Source organism: Pacificitalea manganoxidans (genome assembly GCF_002504165.1).
Taxonomy (GTDB): Bacteria; Pseudomonadota; Alphaproteobacteria; order Rhodobacterales; family Rhodobacteraceae; genus Pacificitalea; species Pacificitalea manganoxidans.
This window is the reverse complement of the sequence record NZ_CP021404.1, coordinates 1,060,066-1,072,757: the sequence shown is the minus strand read 5'-3', so window position 1 is coordinate 1,072,757 and position 12,692 is coordinate 1,060,066. Positions and strand designations below refer to the sequence as shown.

The following is a 12,692-nucleotide window of genomic DNA, read 5'->3' as shown; positions in this document are numbered from 1 at the left end:
GCTTTTGGCCCGCCCCCGCGCATTATACGACGTCTTTGTAGCTGACCATCTTCAGGTCTTCGCCGGATTTCGACCGTTCGCGGCGGACCATCAGGCGGTTCAACGCACTGACATAGGCCTTGGCCGAGGCGACGACGGTATCGGTATCGGCAGCCTGTCCGGTGACGATGTTACCGTCTTCCTCCATCCGCACGCTGACCGTGGCCTGCGCATCGGTGCCCGCCGTGACCGCGTGCACCTGATAGAGTTGCAGCCGCGCCTGATGCGGGACGATCTTCTTGACCGCGTTGAACACCGCATCCACCGGGCCGTCCCCCTGCGCGGTGACCTGATGATCCTCGCCATCGACGGTCAGGGTCAGGTCGGCGGATTGCGGTGCCTCGGTGCCGCAGATCACCCGCAGGAAGCGCACCTTCAGCCGGTCGGTCCGGCCCTCGGTCGCGGTTTCGCTCATCAGCGAAACGATATCTTCGTCGTAGACTTCCTTCTTGCGGTCCGCGAGCGCCTTGAACCGCACGAACACATCCTGCAGCTGGTTGTCGGACAGCTCAAAGCCCAGATCTTTCAGCTTGGAGCGCAGCGCGGCGCGGCCCGAATGCTTGCCCATGACGAGGCTCGTTTCGGTCAGGCCCACATCGGTGGGGCGCATGATCTCGAACGTCTCGGCATTTTTCAGCATCCCGTCCTGATGGATACCGCTTTCATGGGCAAACGCGTTCTTGCCTACGATGGCCTTGTTATACTGCACCGGGAAGCCCGACACGGTGGCGACGCGGCGCGAGATGTTCATGATCTTGGTGCTGTCGACGCGGGTGTGCCAGGGCAGGATGTCGTTGCGCACCTTCAGCGCCATCACGACCTCCTCCAGCGCGGTGTTGCCCGCGCGCTCGCCCAGACCGTTGATCGTGCATTCGATCTGCCGCGCACCGCCCTCGACGGCGGCCAGCGCATTGGCCGTCGCCATGCCCAGATCGTTGTGACAATGCGTGGCGAACACGATTTCATCGGCGCCCGGCACCTCGGCGATCAGGCGGCGGATCAGATCGGCGCTTTCCACCGGCGCGGTATAACCCACCGTGTCGGGGATGTTGATCGTGGTGGCGCCGGCCTTGATCGCGATTTCCACGACCCGGGCGAGGTAATCCCATTCCGTCCGCGTCGCATCCATCGGCGACCATTGCACGTTGTCGCAGAGGTTGCGGGCGTGGCTCACCGTGTCATGGATGCGGTCGGCCATCTCGTCCATGGTCAGGTTCGGGATCGCGCGATGCAGCGGCGAGGTGCCGATAAAGGTGTGGATGCGCGGGCTGCGGGCGTGCTTCACGGCCTCCCAGCAGCGGTCGATATCCTTGAAATTCGCGCGGGCGAGGCCACAGATCGTGGCCTGCTTGCTCAGCTTGGCGATCTCGGACACGGCGGCGAAATCACCTTCGGAAGCAATCGGGAAGCCCGCTTCGATGATGTCGACGCCCATCTCGTCCAGCAGTTGGGCGATCTCCAGCTTCTCGGCATGGCTCATCGTCGCGCCGGGGCTTTGCTCGCCGTCACGCAGGGTGGTGTCGAAAATCAGGACGCGGTCCTGTTCGGGGATGGGAGTGGTCATGATATCTGGTCCTTAGCGTCTGGTGCCGTCTGTAGTGCGAAGATCCGGCGCTGGTCCACCCCTGAGCGGCGCGCCGGGAGGCACGCTCAGAGGCAGCTAAGGAGAAGCAGCCCACCCGCAACGGGCAGCGCAGGCGCGAAAATGCGCGGCGCGGCGGCGGGGGTATAGTGGCGGTTGCTCATGGGGCCGGACTATAGCCGGGGCGCGCCGAAAGAAAAGCCCCGAAATGGACCTTTCTGCCCGCCCGCCTATCTCCCCCTTGCGACAACGGGAGAGGCGACATGGCGAAAACCCTTGTGATCGGCGCGTCCGGCGGCATTGGCGCGGCGCTGTGCCGGGCGTTGCAGGACGCGGGCCATGAGGTGACGGCACTGTCACGCCGAACCGACGGGATCGACCTGACCGATGAGGACAGCATTCGTGACGCGCTTGCCCCGCTGACACCCCCCTACGCCCAGATCATCGTCGCCACCGGCGCGCTGGTGATCGACGGGGCAGAACCGGAGAAAAGCCTGCGCGATCTGGACCCTGCTGCGCTTGCGGCGCAATACCAACTGAATGCGATTGGCCCAGCCTTGGTTCTGAAACACGCGCTGCGCCTGCTGCCGCGCACTGACAGATCCGTTTTTGCGGTGCTGTCGGCGCGGGTCGGCTCCATCGGGGATAACAGGCTGGGCGGCTGGTATGGCTACCGTGCCGCGAAGGCGGGGCTGAACGCGCTGATCCACGGTGCCGCGATCGAGGTGGCACGCAGTCATCCGCAGGCGATCTGCATCTGTCTGCATCCCGGCACCGTCGCGACCGAATTCACCCGCGCCTATGCCGGGCGCCATCCGACCGTGCCCGCCCCCGAGGCCGCCGCCAATCTGCTTCGGGTCATGGACGGGCTGAGCGCTGAGGATAATGGAGGTTTTCGGGACTGGTCGGGCCAAACCGTGCCTTGGTAGCCGGGCAAGATCCGCAAAAGCGCTGGACTTTCCATGCGGCGGCACACATATTCACCAATCTTTATATATGTGCAATTTCGCGCGTCTGACCCTGTGCCGTGGCCTGTTTTCGGGCCGTGACCGGGGCTGCCGCCTGCGCCCGCCACGAAAGGAACCCGATGTCCCCGCCCCTCGACATGAGCGTGACGCCGGAGGTGACTGCCTTCTTCGACGAGGCCACCAATACGATCTCCTACATCCTGCGCGACCCGGCCACGACCGCCTGCGCGATTATCGATTCGGTGATGGATTTCGACCAAGCCTCCGGGCGGATCACCCATACCCATGCCGACCGGATGATCGCGCATATTCGGGACCACGGGCTGACGCTTGACTGGCTGATCGAAACCCACGTCCATGCCGATCACCTCTCCGCCGCGCCCTATATCCAGCGCGAATTGGGCGGACGCATCGGCATCGGTGCGCAGATCACCGTGGTGCAGGACACGTTTGGCAAGATCTTCAACGAAGGCACCGAATTTCAGCGCGACGGCTCCCAATTCGACCAGCTGTTCACGGATGGCGATAGCTACCAGATCGGCAGCCTGACCGGGGTTGCCATGCACACCCCCGGCCACACGCCCGCCTGCATGACCCATATCATCGGCAACGCGGCCTTTGTCGGGGACACGCTGTTCATGCCGGATGGCGGCTCCGCGCGCGCCGATTTCCCCGGCGGGGACGCGGGTGAACTTTACGATTCGATACAGAAAATCCTCGCCCTGCCCGATGAGATGCGCCTGTTCATGTGCCACGATTACGGGCCCGGCGGGCGCGATATTCGGTGGGAAAGCACGGTCGCGGACGAACGCGCTCATAACATCCATGTCGGCGGCGGGCGCAGCCGGGAGGAGTTTGTCCGGTTTCGCACCGAGCGCGACGCGCAACTGGCGGTGCCCCGGCTGATCTTGCCGTCCTTGCAGGTCAATATGCGCGGCGGCGAGGTGCCGGTGGACGAGCACGGCAACAAGGTGCTGAAAATCCCGGTGAACGGACTTTGACATGAGCAAACCCACCCGCCGCGACCTTTCCCGCTATGTGCCGCTGCTCGACTGGGGCCGCCGCTACGACCAAGCCACCTTGGGTGCCGATCTGATGGCGGCGGTGATCGTCACCATCATGCTGATTCCGCAATCTCTGGCCTATGCGCTGCTGGCGGGCCTGCCGCCGGAGATGGGGCTTTATGCCTCCGTCGCGCCGCTGCTGGCCTATGCGGTGTTCGGCACCAGCCGTACGCTGGCCGTGGGTCCGGTGGCGGTGGTGTCGCTGATGACCGCCGCAGCCATTGGCAATCTGGGGCTGGAGGGGGCAGAATTCGCCGCCGCCGCACTGGTGCTCGCCGGGCTGTCGGGGGTGATCCTGCTGGCGATGGGTCTGTTCCGGCTGGGCTTTCTGGCCAATTTCCTGAGCCATCCGGTGATCGCCGGTTTCATCACTGCGTCGGGCTTGCTGATCGCACTGTCGCAAATGGGGCATGTGCTGGGCATTCAAACATCCGGCGATACGGTGATCGAGCTTGTCGAAGGGCTGGTCACCAACCTGCCGCAGACCAACCTCCCGACGCTGGTGATCGGGCTGGCAACGCTGGCATTTCTGTTCTGGGTGCGGCGCGGGCTGAAACCGCTGTTGCGCCGGTTGGGCGCGGGGCCCCGTCTGGCCGATCTGCTGGCGCGCGCGGGGCCGGTGGCGGCGGTTGCCGTCAGCACGGCTGCGGTCTGGGCCTTTGGGCTCGACTCGCAGGGTGTGGCCATCGTCGGTGCGGTGCCACAGGGATTGCCGCCGCTGACGCTCCCCTCGTTCGATCTGTCGCTGTGGTCCAGCCTTGCAGGGTCCGCGTTGCTGATCTCCATCATCGGCTTCGTCGAAAGCGTGTCCGTCGCGCAGACCCTTGCCGCCAAGCGCCGCCAGCGGATCGTGCCGGATCAGGAATTGATCGGGCTGGGCGCATCGAACATCGCGGCCTCCCTGACCGGCGGCTACCCGGTGACCGGCGGGTTCGCGCGCTCCGTGGTGAATTTCGACGCCGGGGCCGAAACCCCCGCCGCCGGGGCATTCACTGCCGTGGGCATCGGGCTGGCCGCGCTGCTGCTGACGCCGCTATTGTGGTTTCTGCCCAAGGCCGTGCTGGCCGCAACCATCATTGTCGCGGTGCTGAGCCTTGTCGATCTGCACGTCCTGCGCCGGGCGTGGGGCTACAGCCGGGCCGATTTTACCGCCGTTGCCGCGACTATCCTGCTGACCCTGCTTTTCGGTGTGGAATTGGGCGTGTCCTCCGGCGTGGGCCTGTCGATTGTCCTGCATCTTTACCGCACGTCCCGCCCCCATGTGGCCGAGGTGGGCCGCGTGCCGGAGACCGAGCATTTCCGCAACATCAACCGTCACGACGTGCTGACCGATCCCACCCTGCTGACCATCCGCATTGACGAAAGCCTCTATTTCGCCAATGCCCGGTTTCTGGAGGATTACGTCTATGACCGCATCGCCGGGGCGGAGGATCTGCGCCATGTCGTGCTGATGTGCTCGGCGGTCAACGAAATCGACATGTCCGCGCTGGAAAGCCTCGAAGCGATCAACCACCGCCTGCGCGACACCGGCCTGTGCCTGCACCTGTCCGAGGTCAAAGGCCCGGTGATGGATAAACTGCGCCGCACCGCGTTCCTGACGGAGCTGACAGGTCAGGTGTTCCTGTCCCAATACGACGCCATGCGCGCGCTGGCGCCCAAGGAATCGCCCTGCCAACAAGGGCCCCGTCGAGCTGAGGGGTCGAACCCGACGGGCTAAGCGCTGGCCGACCAAGCTCAGCCAGCCCGCAGAGGGCGCGCGGGGATGACCAAGCCGTCCGCGCGGGCTGGTCATCCGCCGCCGACCTTGAAGCACATCGCTCAACCGCACCGGCGCGCGCGCGCAGGCAGGCTCACCGAGCGCCGCCCCGCCCGACCGCCTGGGTCGCGCGCCCCCACGAGCCGGGTGTCATAGGCCTGAACTGCAACACCGGGCCGCCCCCTGCCCGCAGCACCTTGCGCGCCGCATCCGTGGCTGCAAACTCGCCTGCACCCGCAGTCCCGAGGAGCATCGCCGGTGACACCCCCTGCCCCGATCCGCAACATCCTGCTGATTTCCATCGAGGATCTGAATGACTGGATCGCGCCGCTTGGCGGGCATCCCGGTGCGGTGACACCGAACCTGACGCGGCTGGCGCAGCGCGCTTGCGTGTTTGACGCGGCCTACGCACCTGCTCCTGCGTGTTCTCCGTCGCGCACTGCCACGCTGTTCGGACAGGCCCCGTGGCGCACCGGGCTATACCACAACCGCCACAGCTGGGCGATGCACTACCCGCGCGGAGGACAGCGCTCGATCATCGGGCAGGCGCGGCGCGCGGGGTGGCGGACCAGCGGCGCGGGCAAGATCTATCACCTTGGGCGCTCGGGACTTGATCCTGCGGATTGGGACCGCTGGCATGACAGCCCGCTGGACCGTTTCGCACCGATTTCACGCTGTGTGCGTGGCGGGCTGCTGGATCTCGACAGCGACTTTGGCCCGATCCCGAATGATGCGCCGCCGCTGATGGATGACCGCACGCTGGCCGCCATGCTGCCGGAGATCACCGAAAGCGCCGAAAACCAATTTTGGGCCATCGGGCTCTACCGCCCGCATCTGCCCTTCGTGGTGCCGCAACGCTATTTCGACATGATCGAGACGCCGGTGGCGCTGCCGCCCGGATTGTCTGGGCATCTGTTCGATCCCGATGATCGCAGCGTGTGGGACCAGATCCCCGCCGCTGGGCGCCGGTTCGTATTCCCGAAAATGGGCAAGTCGCTGGTCGAGATGAACGAATACGGCGCGTTCCTGCATGCCTATCTCGCCGCCATCGCCTATGCCGATGCCCGTCTGGGCGAGGTGCTGGATCGGCTGGAGGCCACCGGACAGGACGCCCATACATTGATCGTGCTCTGGTCCGATCACGGCTGGCAACTGGGGGAAAAGCTGGCGTTTCGGAAATTCACCCTGTGGGAACGCGCGCTGCGGGTGCCGCTGATGATCGCCGGGCCGGGGATCGCGCCGCGCCGGGTGGCGGAGCCGGTCTCCCTGCTTGATCTCTACCCCACCTTGGCCGAGGCGGGCGGTCTTACGCCACCGCATCCGCTGGACGGGCAATCGCTTTGGCCTCTGCTGAGCGGTGCCGCCTCAGACCACCGCCCTGCCGTATCGGCCTATGAGCGGTTTTTGCATAAGCGCCCCCCCGGCCAGCGGCGCAGCTTCTTGGCCAGCACGGTCCGCAGCGGCGCGCACCGGCTGATCCGCTATCACGACGGCACGATGGAGCTTTACGATCACGGCAGCGATCCGTTCGAGCGGGCGAACCTGCTGGCCGACGGGGTGCCTGCCAATCTGGCCCCGCTATTGGTGGAGCTGACCGCAGCGCTGCCTGATTTGGCCCCGCCGGTGCCGCCGCGCTTGCTCCCCCAAGAGATCCGCGACACCCCGATCAAGGAGCCTGCGGCCATCGCGATCACCTGAGCCGCCTTAGCCGAACGGATCGTCGGGATAGCCCACCCCGGTCAGATACAGACCATCCGGCGGGCAGACCGGGCCGCAGCGGCTGCGCTCCCGCGCCTCCAACGCTGCGCGCAGGTCATCGGGGGTCCAAGCGCCCGCGCCCACCCGCTCCAGCGTGCCGACAAAGCTGCGGATCTGATTGTGCAGAAAGGACCGCGCCCGGAAGGTAAAGCGATATTCAACGCCGACCTCCAGTGGCACGGCCTCGACCCGCGCTTCGTCCAATGTCTTGACCGGGCTGTCGGCCTGACATTCGGACGCCCGAAAGGTCGTGAAATCGTGCCGCCCCAGCAGATGCGCGCAGGCCTCCTGCATCGGGGTCAGGTCCAGCGGATGCGGCACGCGCCACGCCAGCCCGCGCTCATGGGTCAGCGGCGCACGGCGCGCGATCAGGCGGAACAGGTAGCGCCGTTCAATGGCCGAAAACCGGGCATGCCAGTCATCGGCCACAGGCGCGCAAGCGGTGATTGCGATCGGGGCGGGCTTCAGATGGTAGTTCAGCGCTTCGCTCAGGCGAAACGGCTCCCAGTCGCGGACCAGATCGCAATGCGCCACTTGGCCGGTGGCATGCACGCCCGCATCCGTGCGCCCCGCCGCGCCGATCCCCGGCGCATCGGGTTGCAGCCGGCGCAGGGCCTCCTCCACGGCCTGCTGCACCGAGGGCGCATGCGATTGCCGTTGCCAGCCCGAAAACGGGCCGCCGTGATAGTCGATTTTCAGGGCAAAACGAGGCATGGCGCGGATGTAGCGATCCGCGCCCGGCGGGGCAAGCGGCGGCGGTCAGATCGCCGCCGCCTGCCCCCGCGCCGTCGCGATCAGGCCGCGCCGGAGCCGGAGCTTACGCCCGTGCCGATGGGACAGGTCACGCCTGTGCCGCCCAGCCCGCAATAGCCGCCCGGATTTTTGGCCAGATATTGCTGGTGATAATCCTCGGCGAAATAGAACTCGGGCGCGGGCAGGATCTCGGTGCTGATCTCGTCGCGCCCGGCGGCGGTCAGATGCGGCTGGAACGCATCGCGACTGGCCAGTGCGGCGGCCTTCTGCGCGTCGGTCGTGTAGTAGATGCCGGACCGATACTGCGTGCCGACATCGTTGCCCTGACGCATGCCTTGGGTCGGGTCGTGGCCTTCCCAGAACACCTTCAGCAGCGCCTCGAACGATACGACCAGCGGGTCATAGACGACGCGCACCACTTCGTTGTGATGGGTCATGCCGGAACAGACCTCGTTATAGGTCGGGTTCGGCGTGCAGCCCGCAGCGTAGCCCACCATCGTCAGGTAGACGCCTTCGATCTGCCAAAACAGGCGCTCCACCCCCCAGAAACATCCCATGCCGAAAATCACCACTTCCATGCCCGGCGGCACGTCGCGGGTCAGGGGACGGTCGAGCACGAAATGAGTGTCGGCGGTGGGGATCGCCTCCGCGCGGCCGGGCAGCGCGGTTTCGGCGGTCACGGGGTCGGTCGGCTTGCGTTGAAACAGGAACATCAGGAACCCTCCTTTGCTTGCCCCCGATATAGGGTGGCGGCCGAGGATTTCCTACAGGTGACCTCCGGTCCGGCCTTACTCCGCCGGGGCAGGCAGCAGACGGCTCAGGCGGGTTTCATGGCCCGGAACCGGGTGGCGCGGGATCAGCAGCGCCAACCCCAGCGACGTGGCCGCCATGCCTGCGGCCAGCAGAAACACCGCCGCCGGCGAGGTCAGCCACAAATAACCCAGCAACGCGGGCAGAAACACCGCTGCGATGTGGTTGATGGTGAACGCCACTGCGGCAGTGGGCGCGATGTCACCGGGATCGGCGATCTTCTGGAAATAGGTTTTCAGCGCCAAAGCCAGCCCGAAAAAGATGTGATCGATCACATAGAGCGCCGAGGCCAGCAGCACGCCCCAACCGAACCAATAAACCCCACCATAGGCAAGAAACACACAGATCAGCCCGGCGTATTCAAAGATCAGTGTGCGCTGTTCGCCCCAGATCGCCACGGCCCGGCCCAGCAGCGGGGCGATGATGATATTGGCGATCAGGTTGATCAAAAACAGCGCCGTGACCTGATGCACGTCGAAGCCGAACCGCTCGACCATCATGAACCCGGCAAAGACCACAAAGATCTGCCGCCGCGCGCCAGCCATGAATTGCAGCGCGTAATACAGCCAGTAGCGCCGCCGCAGGATGAATTTCTTGACCTGCGGGTTGGGCGCCTCGAATTGCGGGAACAGCAGGAAACAGGCGACCGCGATCAGCGCCGTGACCCCGCCGGAGGCCAGATAGACGGTATTGTAGCTCAGCTCCAACGCATCCCATGTCAGCACGATCAGGACATAGGCCGCCAGCGTCGCCGCCGAGCCTGCGGCCAGCAACCAGCCCAGCATTTGCGGCGCGCGCGCCCGGTCGATCCATTGCAATTGCAGCGACTGGTTCACCGTCTCGTAGTAATGGAACCCGATCGAACTGAGCATGGTGATCGTCAGGATTCCGCCCAGCGAGGGGAACCACGCGGTAATCGCGGTCGCGACACCCAGCAGCAGCAGCGCCATCAGCCCCAGCACCTGTTCGCGGATGAACATCAGCAGAGCGATCACACCAATCGCGAGAAAGCCCGGAATTTCGCGCACCGTGTGCAGCCAGCCGATGTCGGAGCCGTCGAACCCGGCCACCTCGATCACGAAGTTATTGAGCAGCGCCGACCATGTGGCAAAGGCCACCGGCATGCCGGCAGCCATCAGGAACAACAACGTCGTGGGGCGGCGCCAGACCGGCAGATGCCGGGCCTCGGCAAGGGGCAAGGTTCTCATGCCTCTGATCTATGCCGGAAACATATGTCTACGGAAGCCCGTTTTGCGCGCCCCGCTTAGATTTGCCTGAAATACTCTCGCCGCAATCCCCGCCCCGGCCCGCGCCGTCAGAAGAAGCTTTGCGGATCGATATCCACTGCCAGCCGCAGGTTCGCCCCGCGCCGGAACTGAGCGATCCATTCGGCGAGCGCGGCCTGCAACGGCGCCTGCTTTTCGGCTTTGACCAGCAATCGCACGCGGTGGCGGCCTCGGATACGGGCGATGGGCGCGGGCGCGGGACCGAACACTTGCGCGCCGATCCGGCGCAGCGGCCCGTCCTGTCGCGCCATTGCCGCGCCCAGATCGAACACCTCCTGCACATCGGGGGAACTAAGGATGATCCCCGCCATCCGGCCATAGGGCGGCACACCGGCCTGACGCCGGGTTTCGGCCTCGGCGCGCCAGAACGCTTCCTCATCACCGCCGAGGATTGCCCGGATCACCGGGTGTTCCGGCTGGAATGTCTGCAACAGCGCGGCACCGGGGCGTTCGGCCCGCCCCGCCCGGCCCGCGACCTGCCGCATCAGTTGAAACGTGCGCTCGGCAGCGCGCAGGTCCGACCCTTGCAGCCCCAGATCCGCATCGATCACCCCCACCAGCGTCAACAGCGGGAAGTTATGCCCCTTGGCCACCAGTTGCGTTCCGATGATGATGTCGGCGCCCCCGGCGGCAATCGCGGCGATGGTCTCCTTCAGCGCGCGGGCGGAGCTAAACAAATCCGAGGACAGTACCGCGACCCGCGCCTCAGGGAAAGCCGCTGCCACCTCCTCGGCCATGCGCTCCACACCGGGGCCGACGGGGGCGAGCTTACCCTCGACATCGCAGGAGGGGCATTTTTCGGGGACGGGTTTGCTTTCGCCGCATTGATGACAGACCAGCCGTTTTTGAAACCGGTGCTCGACCATGCGCGCGTCGCAATGATCGCAGCCGATCTGATGCCCGCAGGCCCGGCAGATCGTCACCGGCGCGTAGCCCCGGCGATTGAGGAACAGCAGCGATTGCTCGCCCGCCTCGATCCGCGCGCCAATCGCGCTTGCCAGCGTGGGCGAAATCCAGTGCCCGGCGGCCAGATCCTCGTCCCGCATGTCGATGGCGTCCATGTCCGGCAGGACCGACCGGCCGAACCGCGCGCCAAGCTCGACCCGGTCGTATTTCCCGGCCTCGGCATTGGCCCATGTCTCCAGCGACGGCGTGGCGGAGGCAAGGATCACCCGCGCCGAACAACACGCCGCCCGCAGCACCGCCATGTCGCGGGCGTTATAGAGCACCCCGTCCTCCTGCTTGTAGGAGGTGTCATGCTCCTCATCGACGACGATCAGCCCCAGATCGCGGAACGGCAGGAACAGCGCGGAGCGCGCGCCGACCACCAATTGCGCGCCGCCTTCGGCGACCATTTTCCAGCAGCGGCGCCGCTCGGTCGTGGTCACACCGCTATGCCATTCGGCAGGCCGCGCGCCGAACCGCGCCTCGACCCGCGTCAAGAACTCCGCCGACAGCGCGATCTCCGGCAGCAGCACCAACGCCTGTCGCCCCTGCGCCAGACATTCCGCGACCGCCTCCAGATAGACCTCGGTCTTGCCGGAACCGGTGACACCCTTCAGCATCGTGGTGCCGTAGCCGCCTGCGCGCATCGCTTGGCGCAGGCTTTCCGCGCCCGCCGCCTGCGCCGCGCTCAGCGCCACACCGGGCAGGCCGGGGTCCAGCCGGGGATAGGGCAGATCGCGGGGCGCGTCCTCCTCCGCCACCGCGCCGAGTTTGACCAACCCCTTCACCACCGACGATGTCACGCCTGCCATCTCCGACAGTTCGCCCAGCGTGAAGGCCAGCCCGCCATGATCGTCGAGCACCTCCAGCACCCGGCGGCGCGCATCGGTCATCCGCTCGGGGCGGGTGGCGCCGGGGCGGTAGATCTTGCGCGCGGCGGGCGCGTCGGTCAGCCCCGGCGCGCGGGTGGCGAGCCGCAGCATCGCGGGCATCGGCGTTAGCGTGTAATCGGCGGCGCGGCCCAGAAACTGGTGCATCTCCTCGCGCATCGGCGTGATGTCGAGCACCCGCGACACCGCGCGCACCTTCGCCGGGTCGAAGCCACCCGCCCCCGGCCCCCAGACCACGCCATGCACCTTGCGCGGGCCGAGCGGCACCTCGACATGATCGCCGGGCGCGCACCCGCCGGGTGGGGATTTGTAATCCAGCAGCCGGTCGAGCGGCTGCGTCGTCAGCACGCCGACCAACGCGCCTTCGGGGAACAGCCCGTCACGGTCGGGGATACCGGGATGCAGCAGGTCAGGCGCGCGGTCATCGCCGGTGCCGCCGTCGCCAAACAGATCACCGCTGCTCATGACACGCCCTTGGACGGCGTGCGAGGCGGCACGGCCGGGCGGCTAAGGCCGGTTGCAGGGCAAGGATGGCATCGGGGGCACGCAATCATGGCCTGTCTTTTATCCCAGTGCCGCGCGACATCAACCGCGCGCGTCCCCGAACCCGCCTTGCGACCCGCCCCGACAGCCGCGCTGCCGCCGCCAACGCCCCCATATATGGGGAAAAGCCCGCGAAAACGCGCACAGGTTGTGGCGGGCGCGCCACCGGTTGGGTGAAAATGACGGGTTTCCGCGCGGTCCGCGCCATAATTCTCTGGACGCGGGCGGGGGCAATTGGGCAAAACGGACCTACCCCCGTTCTCCTGTCGTTCCGCCACTGAGCGAGGATGGCACCGGC

General features: G+C 66.3%; 9 protein-coding genes. 4 read left to right on the top strand and 5 right to left on the bottom strand.

Annotated elements, in window-relative coordinates; genetic code table 11:
- Nucleotides 1–22 precede the first annotated feature (22 nt).
- Nucleotides 23–1,603: a 2-isopropylmalate synthase gene (locus CBW24_RS04915; RefSeq protein ID WP_088662213.1), complete on the bottom strand. Its 1,581-nt coding sequence runs from the start codon at nt 1,601–1,603 to the stop codon at nt 23–25.
- Nucleotides 1,604–1,884: 281 nt separating this feature from the next.
- On the opposite strand from CBW24_RS04915, the gene CBW24_RS04910 reads away from it, so the two are divergent.
- The 4 genes from CBW24_RS04910 to CBW24_RS04895 all read left to right on the top strand — a co-directional run bounded on the left by CBW24_RS04910 (nt 1,885) and on the right by CBW24_RS04895 (nt 7,107).
- Complete coding sequence (locus CBW24_RS04910) at nt 1,885–2,550, top strand: SDR family NAD(P)-dependent oxidoreductase (protein ID WP_097372855.1); 666 nt, start codon at nt 1,885–1,887, stop codon at nt 2,548–2,550.
- A 158-nt stretch (nt 2,551–2,708) separates the two neighbouring features.
- Complete coding sequence (locus CBW24_RS04905) at nt 2,709–3,590, top strand: MBL fold metallo-hydrolase (protein WP_088662215.1); 882 nt, start codon at nt 2,709–2,711, stop codon at nt 3,588–3,590.
- Nucleotide 3,591: 1 nt separating this feature from the next.
- Entirely contained in the window at nt 3,592–5,370 is a 1,779-nt protein-coding gene (locus CBW24_RS04900) for a SulP family inorganic anion transporter (protein ID WP_097372854.1), read from the top strand.
- A 297-nt stretch (nt 5,371–5,667) separates the two neighbouring features.
- Complete coding sequence (locus CBW24_RS04895; protein ID WP_157773068.1) at nt 5,668–7,107, top strand: sulfatase-like hydrolase/transferase; 1,440 nt, start codon at nt 5,668–5,670, stop codon at nt 7,105–7,107.
- 6 nt (nt 7,108–7,113) lie between these two features.
- Here CBW24_RS04895 and truA read toward each other — a convergent pair whose 3' ends face one another.
- From truA to CBW24_RS04875, 4 genes are all read right to left on the bottom strand, one after another.
- The gene (gene truA, locus CBW24_RS04890) at nt 7,114–7,881 is read right to left on the bottom strand and encodes a tRNA pseudouridine(38-40) synthase TruA (RefSeq protein WP_097372852.1); all 768 of its coding nucleotides are present in this window, start codon (nt 7,879–7,881) and stop codon (nt 7,114–7,116) included.
- Nucleotides 7,882–7,961: 80 nt separating this feature from the next.
- A complete protein-coding gene (gene msrA / locus CBW24_RS04885) occupies nt 7,962–8,633 on the bottom strand; it encodes a peptide-methionine (S)-S-oxide reductase MsrA (protein WP_097372851.1) in 672 nt (223 codons plus the stop codon).
- Nucleotides 8,634–8,708: 75 nt separating this feature from the next.
- Complete coding sequence (locus CBW24_RS04880) at nt 8,709–9,938, bottom strand: MFS transporter (RefSeq protein ID WP_097372850.1); 1,230 nt, start codon at nt 9,936–9,938, stop codon at nt 8,709–8,711.
- Nucleotides 9,939–10,045: 107 nt separating this feature from the next.
- A complete protein-coding gene (locus CBW24_RS04875; RefSeq protein ID WP_097372849.1) occupies nt 10,046–12,316 on the bottom strand; it encodes a primosomal protein N' in 2,271 nt (756 codons plus the stop codon).
- Nucleotides 12,317–12,692 lie beyond the last annotated feature (376 nt).